Below are 18,748 nucleotides of genomic sequence, written 5' to 3' on the forward strand. Positions count from 1 at the left end.
ACAAGCTGGTCTGGAACGGCGGCTGGCTGGTTGTCGTGCCACCGCAGAACACCAGCCGCACTTGTCCGTGCTGCGGTCACGTCAGCGCAGACAACCGGCAAACACAAGCCCGCTTTGTCTGTGTCGAGTGTAGTTTCGAGGAAAACGCCGATGTGGTCGGCGCGATCAATGTTCTAAGGGCGGGACACGCCCGGTTCGCCTGTGAAGTGAGCGGTGCAGCAATGCCGCCAGCAGCAGGAACCCACCGAAGCGACTCAGGTGCGGCTCAATGCCGTGTCTGAGCGCCGTAGGAATCTCCGGCCTTCAGGCCGGGGAGGATGTCAACGAAACCATGAAAGATGTGGTGTGGACGTTAAACACACAAACCTTGCGTTTTACCTATGTCAGTCCCTCGGTGTACCAATTGCGTGGCCTTTCCCCAGAAGAAGTGATGCAACAACCGTTAGATGCTGCCTTACCTCCAGCAGAGCGCGGTTATCTCCGTGCGTTGATTCACGAACGGCGTGAGGCATTGTTGGCCGGTGAAATTGGCCCAGACAATTTTTTTATCAACGAGGTGTTGCAGCCCTGTGCCGATGACCGTTTGGTGTGGACGGAAGTGATTACGCGCTATTGGCTGAATGAAGAAACGGGTGAAGTCGAATTGCATGGGGTAACCCGCGACATCAGCGAGCGCAAAGCGGCTGAGGCACAGATTCGACACATGGCACAACATGATTCTTTAACGGGACTGGCTAACCGTGCTTTGTTCTCGGAGTGCTTACAGCGTGCGATGGCGGTGGCGCGGCGCGAAAAGAGCAAGTTGGGGCTGTTGTTTCTCGATCTTGATCGCTTTAAGCCAGTGAACGACGTGCTGGGTCATGCTGTAGGCGATGCCTTGTTGCAGTTGGTGGCAAAGCGAATTGGTGAGTGTGTGCGCGAGGCGGATACCGTAGCACGGCTTGGTGGGGATGAATTTGTGGTGTTATTACATGGCGTGCAACAAGCGGCGGATTGTGTCCATGTTGGCGAGAAAATCCGCCAAGCATTAAGCAGTGCTTTCCATATCGAAACCCACACCTTGCATATCTCAAGCAGTATTGGTGTGGCGGTGTTCCCCGATCATGGGGAAAATGAAATCGAACTGACACAACATGCCGATCACGCAATGTATCAGGCAAAAAACAGTGGCCGTGATAGTGTGCAGCTGTTTACCGCTATCGGTGCCACAACCGACTAAAACAGTTCAATCTCGCCGCCATCGTTGCTGTCGTGTTGGCTGATTAAGCCTTGCAACAATAACTCATGGTAGCCATACACCGCATTGCGGCCATGTTCCTTGGCGTAGTACAGCGCTTTATCCGCTTCTTCAACCACATGGGCGGGTAAACCCTGTTGGTTAATTTCAACAAACCCAATACTGATGGTTAAATGCCCTACCTGCGGGAAATCATGTTGTGCAATCTGTTGGCGCAAGATTTCGAGTGTTTGTTGGGCTTGGGTGGTGTTTTGTTGCAGTAAAACGGCAAACTCTTCCCCGCCATAACGATACACTTGGCCTTGTTGCCCGATATGACGCAATAACAAACCGGCGGTTAACAACAACACTTCATCACCGACGATATGACCATAATTGTCGTTAATTGGCTTGAAATGGTCGATATCAATCAAGGCTAAAACATACTCGCCATCGCGATTGGCTAATAGCTCGTATAAGCGAGTGTCGAATTTGCGCCGATTGAGGAGGCCAGTCAACATATCGCGTTCCGCTTCGTATAACAGCTGCAAATAGTTGGCATGGATCCGCAATACCCCCAACAGAAAAGCCGCCTGTTCCGGCTGCAGGGGGCGTTGGCAAGGCATCTCGATTAACTCAACAATATCGCCAAACTGATGTACCGGTAGCCATAGCTTGCCATCGTGCCAAGGCAGCATGTCGCTGCTCTGTTGGGCGGCAAAGAGTGCTTGTTGTTGCTGTTCCGATGGAAGACCCCACTGACTATCAGGGTGCAGTTCAAGGAGATGTTGGTTGTTATGACGGTAGAGGTTTTTGATCTCCCACTGGCCTTGTGTTTCACGCACGCTAAACACCTCGGCTGAGGTGGTGTTGAGAAAGCCAACGATGAGATCGAGCAGCGAATGCTCTAACTCATGGCGCTCACGGCGCGAGGTCAGTTCTGCCACATGCTTCATCAGCGCTGAGGCAGGCATCACATCACTAGCAGAAAGATCGTTCACGCTTCACAATCCAAAAGAAGAACAGGCTCAGGACGAAAAAACCCGATAGCAGCTGCCATCGGGTGCAAACCACAAGCAAAGACCAGACCTAGTCGGCATACTGTTTTTTCATCCACTCGCGGCGTTCTTGTGCATCGACAGAAAGCGAGGCAGTGGGGCGGGCTAACAAACGGCGTAGGCCGATGGGTTCGCCGGTATCATCACAGTAGCCATAGTTTTTTTCATCGATTTTGCGCAAGGTTGATTCAATCTTTTGCAACAACTTGCGTTCACGATCGCGGGTACGCAATTCCAGCGCGTATTCCTCTTCGAGCGTGGCCCGGTCGGCGGGATCGGGGGTGGCTTCTTGTTCTTGTAGATGGCTGGTGGTGGCGGTGGCGTTGCTCAGCAACTCGCGCTGCATCGTGAGCAGGCGTTCGCGGAAAAACTCCAGATGGTCGTTATTCATATAGTCCTCTTCTGGGCCATTCCAGTTGAGGATGTCTTGTTCAGTCAGCTTGGCCATGCGCGTCTCCTGCAAGATGATAAGCAAACGGGCACGAAGGTTACTAGAGCTTGTGCCTCGTAGCAATGAAGATTCGCTCTGCCGACAGTCGTGTGCTGCTTGGCTTAAAGATTCAGTAACTGGTCTTGTTCCTGTGGCAAAGGATCAAAACCCCGTGTTTCGTAATGGTGGAAAATCCGTTCCACAATGTCTTGTGGTGAGTCGGTGATATACACCAAATCGAGATCTTGTGGTGAAATCATGCCCTCGTTCACCAAATGTTCTTGAAACCATTGTACTAGTCCCCGCCAAAAACTGCTGCCAACCAACAAAATCGGCATCTTGCGGACTTTACCGGTTTGAATCAGGGTCAAAGACTCAAATAGCTCGTCCAAAGTTCCAAATCCCCCCGGCATCACCACATAAGCGACGGAATGTTTGACAAACATCACTTTCCGCGAGAAAAAGTGGCTGAATTTCAAACTGATGTCTTGGTAGGGATTGGGTTTTTGTTCATGCGGCAAGACGATATTTAAGCCAACCGAGGGACTTTTGCCGTGAAATGCCCCTTTGCTGGCGGCTTCCATTAAACCAGGGCCTCCGCCTGAGATGACGGCAAACCCCGAATCTGACAAGCGTCTGGCAATCGATTCTGCCAGCTTATAATAAGCATGGTCGGGTGGTGTGCGGGCGCTGCCAAAGATACTGACCGCCGGTAATACCGATTGTAATTCTTCTGCCGACTCGACAAATTCTGCCATCACCTTTAAGACATGCCAGGCTTCTCGAGCACGGAACTGTTCCATATTGGCATAACGATCTGATACCGCAGGGACTTTATGGGCGAGGCTCATCGTCTTTCCTTTTCTCTTTTTTAAGCACATCCAAACCAATGAAAACTTTGTTATTAGTCGATGGCTCTTCCTATTTGTATCGCGCTTTCCATGCCATGCCAAACCTGCGTGCGCCCGATGGGGTACCGACTGGGGCGGTGTATGGCGTAATGAATATGTTGCGGCGGTTAGAGCGCGAATTACGCTATGAAGCTGCAATTTGTGTCTTCGATGCGAAAGGCAAGACCTTCCGCCATGACTTATACCCCGACTACAAGGCTCAACGCGGGCCGATGGCTGACGATCTGGCGCAACAAATTCCCTTGGTACATCAGGCTGTCGAAGCATTGGGATGGCCGTTATTACAAATGGCTGGTGTCGAAGCGGATGATGTGATTGCAACTTTGGTGACACAAGCTGAGGCCCTCGGTTGGGACACCATTGTTTGTACCGGTGATAAAGACCTTGCGCAATTGGTCAGTGCAAAAACACGGTTGTATAACTCGATGTCAGAACAATGGTTCGATCAAGCGGCAGTGGTTGAGAAATTTGGTGTGGCACCTGAAAAAATGGTCGATTTCTTAACGCTGACGGGGGATACCTCCGACAACATCCCGGGCGTGCATAAGTGCGGTGAGAAAACCGCCGCGAAATGGCTGGCAGAGTTTGGTTCATTAGAAGGGGTGGTGGCGGCGATTGAACGCGGGGCGATTAAAGGGAAAATTGGTGACTATGCCCGTGAGGCTTTGCCTCATCTGCCGCTGTCGCGTGAATTGGTCACGGTAAAGCGAGATCTGGATTTGAGTACGCTGTTGCCGACGGGTTTGGCGGCGGTTGAACGTCAACCTCCGCAATTATCTGTACTGCAAACCCTGTGTCGCCAACTTGGTTTCAAAGCATGGCTACAAGAATATAGCCGAGTATCCGCTGAAACACCGGCAGAAAACGCGCCTGTCGCCACCACACCAGAACCGATGGTGTCGCCTACGTCTACAGCAGCGGTGTTACCCAGCGCCTGTTATCACACGCTGTTGACGCAAGACGCATTCGAATCATGGCTGGCGCGGATTGAAGAAGCCGAATACGTGAGTTTTGATACGGAAACGGATCGGCTTGATCCGCTGGAGGCGGAGTTGGTGGGCATCAGTTTTGCGGTTGCACCCTATGAAGCGGCATATCTTCCTTTAGCGCATCGTGGCCCCGGGGTGGCACAACAGTTAGATCGGGACTGGGTGTTACAACGCCTGAAGCCGTGGTTAGAAAACCCTGACGCCAAGAAAGTTGGCCAAAATCTCAAATTTGATCGCCATGTCTTGGCGCGTTATCAGATTCGTCTGCAAGGGGTGGCCGAAGACACCATGTTGTTGAGTTATGTCTTGCAAAGCCATGTTGCACACAATATGGATGCGCTGGCAAAGCGCTATCTCAACTATGACACCCTGACCTTTGAGGAAATTTGCGGCAAAGGGGCCAAGCAAATCAGTTTTGCCGATGTCGATTTAGACACCGCCACGCGCTATGCAGCAGAAGACGCGGATATTACGCTGCGTTTGCTGCACGCGATGCGTCCTTTGCTGACACCCGAGGCTGAGCGTGTGTATCGTGACATTGAGTTACCGGTGGCTGAGATTTTGACTGACATGGAAGAGGTCGGGGTATCGGTTGATCCTAAAATTCTGCAAGATCAAAGTATGGTATTAGGACAGCGCTTGTTACTGCTTGAACAACAGGTTCATGCGATGGCTGGCCAGCCGTTTAATCTCAATTCACCAAAACAGGTCAGTGAGATTTTATTCGACCGCCTACAGATTCCAAGTAAGGGCCTGAAAAAAACCACCACGGGTATTTCCACCAATGAAGAAACGCTAGAGAAATTAGCGACGACGTATCCGATTGCTCAACAGTTGTTGGATTACCGTGGTTTGGCAAAACTGAAATCGACTTACACCGATAAATTACCAAACGCAATTTCTCTACAAACACAGCGGGTGCATACCCACTACTCGCAAACTGGCACCATCACGGGTCGCTTGTCCAGTTCAGAGCCAAATTTACAAAACATCCCCATCCGCAGTGAAGAAGGGCGAGCCATCCGAAAAGCGTTTGTTGCACCAGCGGGGACGGTGATTGTCTCAGCGGATTATTCGCAGATTGAGCTGCGGATTATGGCGCATTTATCGCAGGATGAAGGCCTGCTACAGGCGTTTCAGCAAGGGTTAGATATTCATCGTGCAACAGCCGCTGAAATTTTTGAAATACCGTTGGATGAGGTCAGCCCCGAGCAGCGGCGTTACGCAAAAACCATTAACTTCGGCCTGATTTACGGCATGACTGTGTTTGGTTTGGCCAAGGCGTTAGAAATTGAACGCAGTGCTGCCCAACAATTTATTGATCGTTATTTCCAACGCTACCCTGGTGTGGCGCGCTATATGGAAGACACGCGCCAGCTGGCCCGTGAACAAGGTTATGTCGAAACCGTGTTTGGCCGCCGTTTACTGCTACCCGATATTAACGACCGCAACCCGATGAAACGCCAAGCCGCTGAACGCGCGGCAATTAACGCCCCGATGCAAGGCACGGCAGCTGATTTAATCAAAATGGCGATGATTCGGGTGGCCAAACGGTTAGGGCCGCCACCGCTTGGTTTGGTCGATTTGTCTGAACACACGATATTGATGATGCAAGTGCATGATGAATTGGTGTTACAGGTGCCCGAGGCGGAAAAAGACGCTGTGTTAGCGTGGTTACCTCAAGACATGGCAGCAGTGGCGACCTTGCGCGTGCCATTGCTGGCCGAGGTGGGATATGGGCCAAGTTGGGGGGCTGCCCATTAAAATTGGGTATTAATTTTGCATTTGGCACGTCTTGTGCTGTGATAGTCGATGCTCTCTTTTATTTGGCGTGATATTGATCGTGAACTCTCTTCATTCCTCCAGCTTACGTTATCACTCCTACTTTCAGCCGATTTATAGCTTGGCTCATCGTCGAACCATTGGCATGGAAGGATTGTTGCGAGCTTCGTACCCCGACGGCACGATGGTGCCGCCGGTGGTGTTATTCGATCCGCAACGACCCGCGCTAGAAAGGGCACAATTGGGTGCTTGTGCCCGTGGCCTGCATTTGGCCCACTTCAGTCAGATGCAGCCAGCACAAACATGGTTGTTCTTAAACGCTGACTTAGAAGGTTTTTTGTTGGCCGATGATGGCCCTAGCCGCTTTGCCGAGTTGTTACAACAGCATGGTGTTGCACCGCATCAAGTGGTGTTAGAGATTCTTGAACATGCGATTGATAACATCGATGATTTGGCACATGCCATTCAGGGGTTTCGTGAGTTAGGGTGTTTGATTGCGGTGGATGATTTTGGCGCTGGCCACTCCAACCTAGACCGCCTGTGGCGTTTGGCACCGGATATCGTCAAGCTAGATCGGCTTTTGGTGCGTGATGCCGCCCATCAAGCCCGCGCAAGGGCCGTCTTGCCCCGTTTAGTGGCGCTCTTGCACGAAGTTGGTGCGTTGGTGTTGACTGAAGGGGTTGAAACCGAAGCGGAAGGCTTATTGGCCTTGGAATCTCAGTGTGATTTTGTGCAAGGGTTTTGGTTTGCGCGGCCTGCTGCCGATCCCCCCAACGATCAGCTGATTACCCCTCGACTGGATTTATTGTGGCAAGACCATGCCTCTCGTGAACAGCGGCGGCATGATGCTGCACTGCATCTGCAAAATACCAGTATTCGGGCGTTTCGTTTAACCGCCTCTCGCTTAGCCAGTGGCCAAGCCTTAGCCCAAGCGGCGATTCCTCTATTAGCTCAGCCAGATGTGTTGCGCTGTTTTGTGTTGGATGATGCGGGGCGGCAGTTGGGCGATAACTTAGAGCCTGATGATGTGGTGCATTGCCTACAGCGACAACAGCGTTTCTCGCCTCTCGCCAATACCCGCGATGCCCTGTGGTCGCGCCGTACCTATTTTCGCCAAGCGATGCGACAACCCGGGCAAGTGCAATGTACCAGCCCCTATTTGTCGATGACCGAACCTACGCCATGTATCACGCTTTCTATGGCGATTGATATGGGTGATTGTTATCAAGTGTTGTGTGCCGACTTGCGTTGGCATGATCCTGATGCCTTAGGCGAGGTGTTGCGCTAAAACAAAACGCCTCTTGGATGAGCAAGAGGCGTTTGCTGTCGTGGTGACAACCGTTTAGTGCACGCCGATATCATCGGCCGATTCCAAACTTTCTAGCGCACGGTTCATGCTGTCTTGTAAGCATTCTTCCATGGTGTAAGGAAAGCCTTGCACCGCTGTGTTGTCATCTTGTGCTGCGCTTGCAGCGAGTTTCAGATCGTCGTTTTGTGATTCGCTCATGAGAAAGATCTCCTTAACTTTGTTGCACTGCACAAATCATAGCATTTTATTGGCAAAGTGCTAGGGCAGAAATAGCAGATGAGTCACTGATTTTTAATAAAATTTTCTGGATGATTTTCCTAAGCTGATTGTTTTAATCTATGGCTACAGTCTTTTATGCTTTGGTTTTATGCCAAAAAGTTTTTTGGAATCATCATGATAAAAATCATTACCAAAAAACGGCGACTTTAATCGCAAAGTTGCTGAATCTTCGTATAATCTCCGTTCGCTTTTTGCACAAGGAACCGACAGCGCGACAGTTTTTGTCGCACTGCAAGAAAACACTATGGAAGGCGGATTACAAGAGCTCTATAAGCATGTGTCGGTGCGCCGACATGCGTGGGATTTTTGGACGGTTGAGGTCTCTGGTAAGCGGGTAGAGATTGAGGGCAGTATTTTCCCATTTAAATCGGCTTCTTCACGTCGTCCCGAATCCTTTTTGGTTCGCATCCCGGGCCAACCTCCCTCGCTGACTTCGCGTTTTGATACAGCAATTTGGATGGCCTATATGGGATTGCGCGGTGGTGGGATTTAATGCACTTGTTGCCACAAATCCCATGAAAACTTACCAATCAATACGGTCAGCAAAACCAAAAACAAGACGCGTACCAAACCCGCACCGCCACGCATGGCTAATCGTGTCCCCACTAAGCTGCCGGCAACATTACACACAGCCATCGGCACGGCAAAGTGAAGCAAAAGATGACCGCTCGGCACAAAAAAGCTCAGTGCGGCCAAATTGGTTGAGAAATTGACAAATTTGGCTGCTGCTGAGGCGTGTAAAAAATCAAAAGCAAAAAAGCGGATAAATAAGAAAATTAAGAAGCTGCCCGTGCCAGGGCCAAAAATCCCATCATAAAATCCAATTGCCCCACCTATCACTGCTGCCAACCAGCGCTCTCGTTGCCCAATCTCAGTCGGTTTGTGCAGTTTGCCAAAGTCTTTTTTCCATAGCGTATAAATCGCCATCGCGATTAATAACACCAATACCGCCGGTTTCATGACCTGCTTTGGAATCAAACTGACCGCTGCTGCGCCAGCAAAAGAAAAGATAAAAGCAAAAAATGCTGCTGGTAGCACCAAGCCCCACGGAATACGCACCCGTCGCATAAACGATAAGGCGGCTGAGGCCGTACCAAAGATCGACGAAAATTTATTGGTGCCAAACAGGGTTGCCACTGGTGTCTGTGGCAAGGCATTGAACAGGGCTGGAATTTGAATCAACCCACCACCGCCGACAGCCGAGTCGATCAACCCCGCCGCAAACGCCATCACGCCTAAAAAGACGATTTCTTCCCACATGATGTGATCCAAAAAAGCGATTTAGCCTAACTAGAGATTTAGCCTAACTAGAGAACGAAAAAAGATCAAGAAATATAAAAAATACTGAATTACTGATAATTTATTTTTATGGCAAATAGTTTTTTTGGAAGTTACAATGTAAAGGTTTGTTTTTATATGGATTAATATCCGACAAGGAGGTGAAATGAATACGTCGTCGCTGCAATTTCGGTTACTAATGGTCATTGTCAGTGTTGGCATCATGGTGGCATTGGTTGCCGGGATGTTTGTGTGGCAAATGAGTGGCAAGCTGTCGTTGCATGAGCAGGATGCAGTGAACCAGACCTTGCGTGATACGTTGCAAAATCGTCTCGATAGCAAGTTAGATGTGGGATTGACCAATGCAGCAGCCTTGGCCGTACGGCCTGATATCGTGACAGCGTTGATGAGTGGGGACCCTGCTTTTGCTAAAACCACTTTGGCTGGGGTAAGCGAAAACATTAAGAAAGAAACCAACTATAAAGGCATCCGCTTACATCTGATTGATGCAGAGTTAAATAGCTTGGCACGCAGTTGGACGGACAAAGGCGTAGGTGACTCGAATGCAGCGCAGGCCAGTCGGCAACAAATTAAAGCCGATCAAAAGCCCATCGTGGGGTTTGAAGCGGGTAAAGAAGGGGTGTGGTTGCGTAGTATTGCCGCCATTCATGATCCCGACCAACGCTTTATTGGGATGTTGGAGTTTATTCAGGGCGTAGGCAGTATCAGCCGCGATTTTGAAAAAGAAGGGCGTCGCTATGTCGCCTTGGTTAATCCCGATCTGGCCCCACAGGGCGACAGCGTGGGTGCATGGAAATTGACGGTTACCAAACACTACAGCGATGAAACACAGGCTTTTGCTCGCAGTTTGGATTTGGCGACCTTATTTGCCCAAGGGGTATTAAACACCCCAGATTGGTATGTGGTGGCGTTGCCGTTGAAGGATATCGGCGGTAAGCAGTTGGGGTGGCATGTGTTAGCCGAACCTCAAGTGCGCTTACAAGCAAAAATGGAACATGCCCAGCAGATGGGCTGGTTATTTCTGGTGTTGTTATTGCTGTCGCTGGTTACCATGGGCACAGGTGTGTTGTTCTTGGTACGCAAAGCGATGGTGAAACCGACACAAGGCATTGCCAAGCGGATGAGGAAACTGGCTGAAGGCGATTTTACTATCCAATTTCACACCGAGCGCAATGATGAAATCGGGTTAGTGTCGCAGTCGGCTCAGAATATGGTGCAACAGACGGCGACGACTTTTGCGCAGGTGCGCCACGCCTCGCAACAGCTGCATGTGGCTGCCGATACGCTAAGCCAGCAAGCGCGGGAAATCAATCAAGGGACACAGGAACAAAGTCGTAATGTCTCGGCAACGGCGGCAGCCGTCGAACAGATTAGCCGTAGTATTGAAGAAGTGGCACGGAGTGCTGCCTTGGCACAGCAAGAATCGCTGGCCACCCGTCAGACAGTGGAAGAAGGGGTGCAAGTGGTGTCAATCACCTGCCAAGATATGATTGGTATTGCCCAAAGTGTGCAATCGGCGGCTAAAAAAGTGACGCATCTCAATGCTTCGACGGATCGTGTGGAAAATATTGTGCAAACGATTAAAGACATTGCCGATCAAACCAACTTATTAGCGTTGAATGCAGCGATTGAAGCGGCGCGCGCAGGGGAAACTGGGCGTGGGTTTGCGGTGGTGGCGGATGAAGTGCGTAAATTGGCAGAGAAAACCATTATTGCCACGGAAGAAATCAGTGGCATGGTGTTAGAGATTCAAGGCTCGACCGATTCTGTGGTCAAAGAGATGGAACAGAGTTTGGGACAGGTGGATCGTGGCCAACAGAGTGCCACACAAGCAAGCACTGCCTTGCAAGATATTCGGCAACGAGTGGAGCGTGTTACGCAAGAAATGCAGCAAATTAGCTTGGCCACGCAAGAACAAGCGCGGGCGACGCATAGCCTTGGTGAGGCGATGACTGGGATTGCCGAGGTGGCGGCATATAATGCACAGGCGGTGGAGCAGACCCAAACTGTGGCTGAGGAAATTAACCAGCAGGCCAATCAGATGGAGCAACAATTAGCAGGTCTGCGCTTGCCATAAGTCAATGAATGTTGGGTAACCCAACATTCACTTGACCCAGTGCAAAGCCTCGGGGTTGAGCCCGAGGCCAAGAGCTTTCTCTATCAACAACTTATAAGCGTGCAAAAGCACGTTCGGCGGCGGTGATGGTGGCTTGAATATCCTCATCGCTGTGTGCGATAGACACAAAGCCCGCTTCATAGGCCGAAGGTGCGAGATAGATGCCTTCATCTAACATGGCATGGAAGAAGCGTTTAAAGGCGTCGTTGTTGCAGGCGGTAACGGTGGCGTAACTATTGGGGACTTCTGGTGCAAAGTAGAAGCCAAACATACCGCCGACCCAATCGCTGCTAAACGGTAGCCCTGCGGCGTTGGCTGCTGCTTGTACCCCTTTAACTAAAGTTTCGCTGCGGCGAGTTAATTCTTCGTGGAAACCCGGGCGGCTGATAAGGCGTAGGGTAGTGACGCCAGCGGCCACGGCCAGTGGGTTGCCCGACAAGGTGCCCGCTTGATAGACCCCACCCAGTGGGGCGATTTTGGCCATGATGTCAGCACGACCGCCAAACACCGCCATCGGCATTCCACCACCCACCACCTTGCCGAGGGTGGTCAAGTCTGGTTTGATGCCGTGTAGTGATTGGGCACCGCCGAGTGCGACACGGAACCCCGTCATCACTTCATCATAAATCAACACTGCACCGTGTTTCTCGGTCAGACTCCGCAGCGCATGAACAAAAGCTTCGCTGGGGCGAATCAGATTCATATTGCCGGCAAAAGGCTCCAGAATCACACACGCAATTTCATCGCCCAATTCGGCAAAAGTCTGTTCCAACTGACTGACGTTGTTGTAGTCCAGCACGAGGGTATGACGGGTAAAGTCGGCTGGGACGCCGGCGGAAGACGGATTGCCAAAGGTGAGCAAACCTGAGCCGGCTTTGACCAATAAGCTATCCGAATGCCCGTGATAGCATCCCTCGAATTTGATGATCTTGTCGCGACCAGTAAAACCGCGTGCCAGACGAATCGCGGTCATGGTGGCTTCGGTGCCGGAGCTAACCAAACGCACTTGTTCCATTGAAGGGACGAGTTGCCGAATCATCTCCGCAATTTCAATCTCACCTTCTGTTGGCGCGCCATAGGACAGCCCATTGGCTGCCGCAGCTTGAACCGCCGCAATCACTTCAGGATGGGCATGGCCGAGAATGGCTGGCCCCCACGAGCCGATGTAATCGATAAATTTTTTATCATCTGCATCCCAAAAGTACGCACCTTGTGCCCGTTGCACAAAGCGGGGGGTGCCTCCGACGCTGCCAAAAGCGCGTACTGGGGAATTGACACCACCGGGGATGGATAATTTAGCACGTTCAAATAACTCGGCATTACGGCTCATATTTAAGTCAAACCTTTAAAAACGGGGCTGCCAGACAGCAGCAAAGACAATTAAGGGTGTAGCGTCCAACTGGTGTAGGGATGTTGTGACAGATAGGCATTGGTATAACGACCATCCTCTGTCACCTCATGGCCCAGCCACGAGGGTAGGGCAAAGGTCTCTGTCTCGCTGGTCAACTCGATTTCTGCTAACACCAAACCAGCATTGACCCCCTCGAATACATCCACTTCCCAGTGTTTGCCATCGACCATGACATGGTAACGGGTTTTTTCCATCACTTGCGGACAGAGGTGGTCCAACATTTCATTTGCGTCGCTGTGCGGAATCGCATACTCAAATTCGCGCCGTGTGCTGGCGCTGACCATGCCTTTGACCGTTAACCATGCTTGGTCACCGCTGATGCGAACCCGCACCACTTTTTCGACACTGACCGCCAAAAAACCTTGCCGGATACGTTGTTGACCGGTGACTGCGGTTTGCCAATCGGTATTTTTGACGACATAGCGCCGTTCAATTTCTAAAGCCATCGTCTGCTCTTTGGGTTAGAAAGGTTTGAGAACCACTAAAAAGACCACGGCAAACATTACCAAGACGGGCCCCTCGTTAAAGAAACGGTACCAAACATGGCTGCGGCGGTTTTGGCCGTTGCGGAAGGTTTTTAACAGATGGCCGCAATAGAAGTGATAGCCGATGAGGGCAGCAACCAGTGTCGTTTTGGCGTGTAACCATCCGCCCTGAAAGCCAAACCCGAACCATAGCCACAAACCAAACACCACAGCCAATGCCCCTAATGGGGTCATAAAGCGGTAGAGCTTGTGTGACATCAAGGTCAAACGGTCGCGTTCGGCTTGGGTGTCAGCCATCGCCAAATTCACAAACAGCCTTGGTAGATAAAACAAACCAGCAAACCAAGCGATCACGAAACAAATATGTAACGCTTTTACAACGGGGTAGCTCAAGATCTCTCCTTATAAAGTGGGTTGGGTGCTGAACAATAAATGAAAAAAGTTTAGCAATAACAAAAATATGACCTCGATCAAATCACATGCGGATTATCTTTTCTAGCCTGTGCCCTTATTTTTTATGGCTCTCGCCGTCGAGAAAGGAAAATTGTCGATGTTCTCTGTGTCTTCTCGCCATGAAAAAGAGATTCTGTTATCACTAGATCAAATGATTGTGACCAAAACTGATCTGAAAGGGCAGATTACCTATGCTAACCGGACTTTCATGGAAATCGCTGATTTTCAAGAACATGAAGTGTTGAACAAACCACACAACCTCATCCGCCATCCCGATATGCCTCGCGGTGTATTTCGTCTGATGTGGAAGACCTTACAAAAGCGGCAAGAGTTTTTCGGTGTGGTGAAAAATTACACCTCTAATCGCAAGCAATACTATTGGGTGTTGGCAAACATCACCCCCGATTTTAATAACGCAGGTCAGTTGGCTGGTTTCTACTCGGTGCGCCGTCCTGCCTCACGCGCTGCTATCGCTGCTTTAGAACCGATTTATCAACAAATGCGCCAGATCGAAGCCAAACTAAGCAAGACCGAAGGGCCGGATGCTTCTGTTGCTTGGCTATTAGATCAGGTCAGAATGAGTGGTGCGAGTAATTACGAAGATTTTGTCATGTCTTTAAATAAAGATATTATCAAATAAACAAAAATCATAAGAAATTGACTAAATAAATGTTTCATTATTTTGACATAGCACAAAGCAGATCAAGGTATGATTACATCCTTTGTGAACTGTCTGCTCTGTCAACCTCATGTCTGCCCACTCATCTAGCCAAGAAGTGCTGTTGTCCGCTCACGATTTAATCATCACTAAAACCAACACCAAGGGACATATTACCTACGCTAACCGTATGTTTATGACGGTTTCGCAATATCCAGAAGAACGGTTATTAGGCGAAGCACACAATATCGTGCGCCATCCTGATATGCCGCGTGGCGTGTTCCGTTTAATGTGGAAAACGCTAACCCAAGGACATGAATTTTTTGGTGTTATTAAAAACTATACTGCATGTCATAACTACTATTGGGTCTTCGCAAATATAACGCCAGACTACGCTAAAAATCGGCAGATACAGGGGTATTATTCTGTACGTCGCCAAGCCAGTCGTGCCGAAATTGTGACCATGAGCGAGATTTATCAAAAAATGCGAACAATTGAGCAACAGCATGGCAAACAACAAGGCCCAGACGCGGCGATGAGTTGGTTGTTAAATTATGTGCGGCAGCAAGGCTACACCAGCTACGAAGGCTTTATCTTGTCTTTACACCTCGCTCACCAAGGAACAAAACAGCGATGACGCATCCCCACTCGCGCTTACACATGCCGTTTTTGCGTACATGGATTAAGCTCATTTTGGTTAGCTTTAACCTGATTATGGTGTTTGGGCTGACTTTGGTGCACTTTTTTCCTGATATGCACAATCTGCTGTGGCTGATTCCTTTTCTGTCGATTGCAATCAGTTTTTATATCCATCTCAACAGTCAACGCGCGTTGAAAGTATTGGATATTATGCGCGAGCAAATTCACCACGCGCGGCAAGGTGAATTGCACCACCGCGCCACTCGTACCCGCCATTTGGGTGAAGTTGGGCTCGTGGCGTGGGAAATGAATGATTTTTTAGATTTGGTGGAGACCTACTTCAAAGAAATTAACACTTGTTTTCGCCGTGTTAGTGAACATGATTTCCAACGCCGGCCATTGGCCGCAGGCTTGCCCGGGATGTTTGCTGAGTCGCTCGGCAAAATTGACGAGGCAATTCAAGCGATGGCCGATAACGACCGCTTTGTGCGGCAAAATCGCTTATCGTCAAAACTGCATAATCTCAACACCGAACATCTCCGCAGCAACCTTGCCTCGAATCAACACGATTTACAAATTATCAGTGATGAAATCTCGGTGGTGGCAGAGATTGCACAAGAGAATGCTGCCAGCGCCAGCAAAAGCCAACAAACCGCCGATGCCATTGGCCGCCATCTCGACACTATCGCCGGTAGTGTGACCTCAGTGAATACTGCAGCAGAAGATTTAAACCGCGAATGGCAACATATTGGCGAATCATTACAAGCCATCTCTGCCATTGCCGAACAGACCAATTTATTGTCGCTCAATGCCGCGATTGAGGCAGCACGGGCGGGGGAATCGGGGCGCGGATTTGCGGTGGTGGCAGATGAAGTGAAAAAACTCGCCACCCGCAGTAAAGAAACAGCCGATCAGGTGCAGGCTATTTTGGGCCGCCTGTCGTCACGCATTGAAGATATGCTGCAACGGGCGGGGAATGCAGGTTCGGTGGCCGAGGAAGTGCGAACCTCGGTTGACGAATTCCGCCATCGTTTTGTCCGTCTGGCTGACACTTCATCCGAGGTTATCCGCCGCGTCAGTTTGGTACAAGATAAATCGATTACGTCTTTGCTAAAAGTCGATCACATCGTCTCAAAACAAGAGGCCTATCACCTGCTTTCGGGTGAAGGCAATCCCCAGCAAGACCCAATTGGCCAAGGCCGATTCCAAGCATGGTATAGCAGTGATGGACAGGCCCGCTTTGGTGATTTAAGCACTTTCAAACTGCTGCACGACAAATATAGCGCGGTGCAACAACAGGTGCAGCTGGCGTTGAGTCATTTGGCCGATCAAGAAGAACAAACCATCTTACAAGCGATGAATGTGGCAGAGGGCGCGAGTGAGGTACTGTTAGCAGGCCTCGACTCGCTGGCTAAAGAAAGACAAGGCACACAACGCTAATTGGCGATGTTTTCTTCCTGTTTTTCTGCTTTTTCAGGGGGTGGTGTGTCCGCCGCCAGTGTTAATGCTTCGGGTAGCACAACATCAGGCAGTGGCACTTGATCGCTTAAATCGGGTGCTGTTGTCACTGCTGCTGCCGCTGCTGGTTTTTTTGGTGGAAAGAAAAACTCACGCGTGTGATGGCGGAAGTGACGCCATAGGCTGCCAAACAACAGCCCTTGTTGTGTCGTGTTCACGCCGCGTGCGCGCAAGGCTACAAACAGCGCCAAGGAAAAGCTCATGGTTAAGTTGACCAAGCCGACCAACGCCACCCCGAGTGCTGCCCATGCCATCAATCCGAAGGCAAAATGAAAATCTAATGCCACTGCGGAATAGCCCAAATAAGCAGAAGAAAAAGCGATATGGCGAATATCCACCGGCAGGCCGAATAACACCCCGAACGCAGTCACGCCCCCTAACATAAAGCCAAACGAAAAATTCCCTGCTAGGGCACCGAGGTTGTTGCGAACGTACTCCGCTACACGGTACATGCGCGACTCGCCAAAAATTTTCCTTGGCCATTTCAGTTGTAATAACCGTTCTGGGATGCGGTTATAGGCGGCGGCATTGTCGTAATAACCAGCGACCAAACCAGACAGGAACAAACAGACCCCCGCCACTGCCGCATAAAACACCGCGCCCGATTGCCAAGGGTGGACATCTTGCAGCAGATGGTGGGCTTTATCGACCGAGATCATGTGCTGACCCGTGGTGCCATAGATCAGCAAGCCAATCAACATGGCCATTGGCACGGCAAGGCCGACGTTGCCAATGATAGCGGCGAGTTGGCTGCGGCTGAGGCGCGCAATCAGGACCGCCAGTTTTTGCATATCACGCAATCGTCCTTGGCCCTCGCTGAGGGTGGCGGCGATGGTGTTGGCGGTCATGGCTGGCTGTTTGGTGGCCACTGTCCCGTGGAGAATATGAATCAGCACAAACCCCAAGCCGTAGTTCAAACAAAACAGCAGGGCTTCGCTTAATGGCGGCAAATGGGCCTTGCTGACTTCTAATTTGATCATCGCCATAAAGGCAATAATAAAGCCCCCTAACATCGCAGACCGTAGCAGGCTAAAGTAATCTTTGCGGGTTTCGGTGATGTAGTGCTCACCGGTGCGGCTGGCGTTATCTGTCACCCGTCTAGCGAGTAATTCAATATTTTGTCGCCAATAATGGCGCAAGTGATTTTTACGACATTCAGCGCGAACTAGGGTTTTCCACAGGTGGATGATATGCGGCGCAGTGGCCTGAAAGTCTTTTTCATCGCGCAAGGTTTCTACGATATTGAGCAAGACTTGGGCGCGGTCGAGTAACTGCCCTAAGCGGCGCAGGTGAAAAGTCAGTGATAGGCTAGTGCCTTCGCGCCCTGCCCGATTGCGAATTTTTTCAACAATGCCACGACATTGATCGAGTAACACTAAAAGATGTTTATCATCAATCGGTTGCTCTGGATCGTGGTAGTGGTCGAGATAGGCGACGGTTTCGACGTTTTGCGCTAAAAAAGGAGACTCAAACTCCTCTATTTTTGGCTCAATTCGCACGAGCTCTGGCTCTAAACCAATCGCCGAAATACGGTACGACACCACGCGCAGCGCTTCGAGTAGCTGTTGCAGCGGGCGCTGTGAATATTTTTCTTCTTCAAGATGTAAGGCACGAATGACATCAAGCCACACCGCATCCGAGACAAGACCTAGCCATAACGCATCGCTGGCTTGGTGGAACACCATGCCAATAATGTCTTTAAGATAATCGGTGTTGGGCACATCCGGCAGCAAAGTCCGTGAAATACGGCGGCCACTTTCGGTAAAAAAGCCGGTTCCCGGAAACACGCCAGTATCGACATAGAGGGAAATCGCTTTGCGTTCGCCCACTAATTGGTAAAGCGTACTGCGTAGATGACGGCGCAGATCGGCATGGGTATGCAGCATGTGGCAAAGTGCCTGCAAATTGCGAGTGGCTTCCTCGCCGTCATCGGGCCGTCGTGGCCGTAGGCTAGTGCCTAAATCGATGAGCGCAATAATCGGGTCTTGCTGTGCGTCACCAAAGCGTGCCAATGCCGCTTCAAGAGAAAGTTTTGTCATAGTTCGCACATCACCGTATGTAAGAAAGCTGATGGCTTAGAGTGCAGCAACTGATGTTGCAGTGCAAGTAGAGAATACGCCTATTATCTTTGAGCAAGATTAAATTGTATTGACATATCCTGATTATGTTTCTGTCGCACAGATAGCACTGTTTGT

Annotated in this window: 18 protein-coding genes; 9 read left to right on the plus strand and 9 right to left on the minus strand. The window is 50.3% G+C overall.

Annotated features, from left to right (window positions below; genetic code table 11):
- On the plus strand, positions 1-281 hold a 281-nt coding region (locus tag G465_RS15385; RefSeq protein ID WP_155846506.1), incomplete at its 5' end, for a zinc ribbon domain-containing protein.
- A complete protein-coding gene (locus tag G465_RS13750; RefSeq protein ID WP_022653597.1) occupies positions 269-1,219 on the plus strand; it encodes a sensor domain-containing diguanylate cyclase in 951 nt (316 codons plus the stop codon). The genes G465_RS15385 and G465_RS13750, both read left to right, overlap by 13 nt.
- On the opposite strand, the gene G465_RS15030 is transcribed toward G465_RS13750, so the two are convergent.
- From G465_RS15030 to G465_RS0106135, 3 genes are all read right to left on the minus strand, one after another.
- Positions 1,216-2,217 carry a GGDEF domain-containing protein gene (locus G465_RS15030; RefSeq protein WP_155846507.1) on the minus strand — a complete coding sequence of 334 codons (1,002 nt, stop codon included), beginning with the start codon at positions 2,215-2,217 and terminating at the stop codon, positions 1,216-1,218. The genes G465_RS13750 and G465_RS15030 overlap by 4 nt on opposite strands.
- 88 nt (positions 2,218-2,305) lie before the next feature.
- Positions 2,306-2,722, minus strand: a complete 417-nt coding sequence (gene dksA, locus G465_RS0106130) for an RNA polymerase-binding protein DksA (protein WP_022653599.1) — start codon at positions 2,720-2,722, stop codon at positions 2,306-2,308.
- A gap of 104 nt (positions 2,723-2,826) precedes the next feature.
- Positions 2,827-3,555: an LOG family protein gene (locus tag G465_RS0106135; protein ID WP_022653600.1), complete on the minus strand. Its 729-nt coding sequence runs from the start codon at positions 3,553-3,555 to the stop codon at positions 2,827-2,829.
- 38 nt (positions 3,556-3,593) lie between these two features.
- On the opposite strand from G465_RS0106135, the gene polA reads away from it, so the two are divergent.
- Positions 3,594-6,368 carry a DNA polymerase I gene (polA, locus tag G465_RS0106140; RefSeq protein ID WP_022653601.1) on the plus strand — a complete coding sequence of 925 codons (2,775 nt, stop codon included), beginning with the start codon at positions 3,594-3,596 and terminating at the stop codon, positions 6,366-6,368.
- A 79-nt stretch (positions 6,369-6,447) separates the two neighbouring features.
- Positions 6,448-7,674, plus strand: coding sequence for an EAL domain-containing protein (locus tag G465_RS13760; protein ID WP_022653602.1), 1,227 nt, complete (start codon positions 6,448-6,450; stop codon positions 7,672-7,674).
- A gap of 54 nt (positions 7,675-7,728) precedes the next feature.
- Here the strand turns inward: G465_RS13760 and G465_RS15750 are convergent, their stop codons facing one another.
- Complete coding sequence (locus tag G465_RS15750) at positions 7,729-7,893, minus strand: hypothetical protein (protein WP_022653603.1); 165 nt, start codon at positions 7,891-7,893, stop codon at positions 7,729-7,731.
- A 325-nt stretch (positions 7,894-8,218) separates the two neighbouring features.
- Here G465_RS15750 and G465_RS0106155 point away from each other — a divergent pair, with 325 nt between their 5' ends.
- On the plus strand, positions 8,219-8,467 hold the full coding sequence (locus G465_RS0106155) for a hypothetical protein (RefSeq protein WP_022653604.1): 249 nt from the start codon (positions 8,219-8,221) through the stop codon (positions 8,465-8,467).
- On the opposite strand, the gene G465_RS0106160 is transcribed toward G465_RS0106155, so the two are convergent.
- Positions 8,464-9,234 (minus strand): sulfite exporter TauE/SafE family protein, encoded by a 771-nt coding sequence (locus G465_RS0106160; protein ID WP_022653605.1) that lies wholly within the window; start codon positions 9,232-9,234, stop codon positions 8,464-8,466. The two genes, G465_RS0106155 and G465_RS0106160, sit on opposite strands and share 4 nt — an antisense overlap.
- Positions 9,235-9,418: 184 nt before the next feature.
- On the opposite strand from G465_RS0106160, the gene G465_RS15035 reads away from it, so the two are divergent.
- Complete coding sequence (locus G465_RS15035) at positions 9,419-11,350, plus strand: methyl-accepting chemotaxis protein (protein ID WP_022653606.1); 1,932 nt, start codon at positions 9,419-9,421, stop codon at positions 11,348-11,350.
- A gap of 91 nt (positions 11,351-11,441) precedes the next feature.
- Here the strand turns inward: G465_RS15035 and hemL are convergent, their stop codons facing one another.
- The 3 genes from hemL to G465_RS0106180 are packed head-to-tail and all read right to left on the minus strand — an operon-like array spanning position 11,442 to position 13,678.
- The gene (hemL, locus tag G465_RS0106170; RefSeq protein ID WP_022653607.1) at positions 11,442-12,719 is read right to left on the minus strand and encodes a glutamate-1-semialdehyde 2,1-aminomutase; all 1,278 of its coding nucleotides are present in this window, start codon (positions 12,717-12,719) and stop codon (positions 11,442-11,444) included.
- 50 nt (positions 12,720-12,769) lie between these two features.
- A complete protein-coding gene (locus tag G465_RS0106175) occupies positions 12,770-13,246 on the minus strand; it encodes a CYTH domain-containing protein (protein ID WP_022653608.1) in 477 nt (158 codons plus the stop codon).
- A 15-nt stretch (positions 13,247-13,261) separates the two neighbouring features.
- Entirely contained in the window at positions 13,262-13,678 is a 417-nt protein-coding gene (locus G465_RS0106180; RefSeq protein WP_022653609.1) for a CopD family protein, read from the minus strand.
- A gap of 157 nt (positions 13,679-13,835) precedes the next feature.
- Between G465_RS0106180 and G465_RS0106185 the strand changes: the two genes are divergently transcribed.
- The 3 genes from G465_RS0106185 (at position 13,836) to G465_RS0106195 (ending at position 16,475) form a co-directional block, all read left to right on the plus strand.
- On the plus strand, positions 13,836-14,378 hold the full coding sequence (locus G465_RS0106185; RefSeq protein WP_022653610.1) for a PAS domain-containing protein: 543 nt from the start codon (positions 13,836-13,838) through the stop codon (positions 14,376-14,378).
- A gap of 109 nt (positions 14,379-14,487) precedes the next feature.
- A complete protein-coding gene (locus G465_RS0106190) occupies positions 14,488-15,033 on the plus strand; it encodes a PAS domain-containing protein (protein ID WP_022653611.1) in 546 nt (181 codons plus the stop codon).
- Positions 15,030-16,475 (plus strand): methyl-accepting chemotaxis protein, encoded by a 1,446-nt coding sequence (locus G465_RS0106195; protein ID WP_022653612.1) that lies wholly within the window; start codon positions 15,030-15,032, stop codon positions 16,473-16,475. The genes G465_RS0106190 and G465_RS0106195 overlap by 4 nt, the downstream gene beginning before the upstream one ends.
- Here the strand turns inward: G465_RS0106195 and G465_RS13770 are convergent.
- The gene (locus tag G465_RS13770) at positions 16,472-18,592 is read right to left on the minus strand and encodes a site-specific recombinase (RefSeq protein WP_022653613.1); all 2,121 of its coding nucleotides are present in this window, start codon (positions 18,590-18,592) and stop codon (positions 16,472-16,474) included. The two genes, G465_RS0106195 and G465_RS13770, sit on opposite strands and share 4 nt — an antisense overlap.
- Positions 18,593-18,748 lie beyond the last annotated feature (156 nt).

It is taken from the genome of Aquaspirillum serpens DSM 68 (genome assembly GCF_000420525.1).
GTDB classification, from domain to species: Bacteria; Pseudomonadota; Gammaproteobacteria; order Burkholderiales; family Aquaspirillaceae; genus Aquaspirillum; species Aquaspirillum serpens.

Excerpts from the sequence above, each read along its gene's own strand:
- G465_RS13750 (WP_022653597.1), top strand. The coding sequence starts at position 269 with ATGCCGTGTCTGAGCGCCGTAGGAATCTCCGGCCTTCAGGCCGGGGAG.
- dksA (WP_022653599.1), bottom strand. The coding sequence starts at position 2,722 with ATGGCCAAGCTGACTGAACAAGACATCCTCAACTGGAATGGCCCAGAA.
- G465_RS0106135 (WP_022653600.1), bottom strand. The coding sequence starts at position 3,555 with ATGAGCCTCGCCCATAAAGTCCCTGCGGTATCAGATCGTTATGCCAAT.
- polA (WP_022653601.1), top strand. The coding sequence starts at position 3,594 with ATGAAAACTTTGTTATTAGTCGATGGCTCTTCCTATTTGTATCGCGCT.
- G465_RS15750 (WP_022653603.1), bottom strand. The coding sequence starts at position 7,893 with ATGAGCGAATCACAAAACGACGATCTGAAACTCGCTGCAAGCGCAGCA.
- G465_RS0106155 (WP_022653604.1), top strand. The coding sequence starts at position 8,219 with ATGGAAGGCGGATTACAAGAGCTCTATAAGCATGTGTCGGTGCGCCGA.
- G465_RS0106160 (WP_022653605.1), bottom strand. The coding sequence starts at position 9,234 with ATGTGGGAAGAAATCGTCTTTTTAGGCGTGATGGCGTTTGCGGCGGGG.
- G465_RS15035 (WP_022653606.1), top strand. The coding sequence starts at position 9,419 with ATGAATACGTCGTCGCTGCAATTTCGGTTACTAATGGTCATTGTCAGT.
- hemL (WP_022653607.1), bottom strand. The coding sequence starts at position 12,719 with ATGAGCCGTAATGCCGAGTTATTTGAACGTGCTAAATTATCCATCCCC.
- G465_RS0106175 (WP_022653608.1), bottom strand. The coding sequence starts at position 13,246 with ATGGCTTTAGAAATTGAACGGCGCTATGTCGTCAAAAATACCGATTGG.
- G465_RS0106185 (WP_022653610.1), top strand. The coding sequence starts at position 13,836 with ATGTTCTCTGTGTCTTCTCGCCATGAAAAAGAGATTCTGTTATCACTA.
- G465_RS0106190 (WP_022653611.1), top strand. The coding sequence starts at position 14,488 with ATGTCTGCCCACTCATCTAGCCAAGAAGTGCTGTTGTCCGCTCACGAT.
- G465_RS0106195 (WP_022653612.1), top strand. The coding sequence starts at position 15,030 with ATGACGCATCCCCACTCGCGCTTACACATGCCGTTTTTGCGTACATGG.
- G465_RS13770 (WP_022653613.1), bottom strand. The coding sequence starts at position 18,592 with ATGACAAAACTTTCTCTTGAAGCGGCATTGGCACGCTTTGGTGACGCA.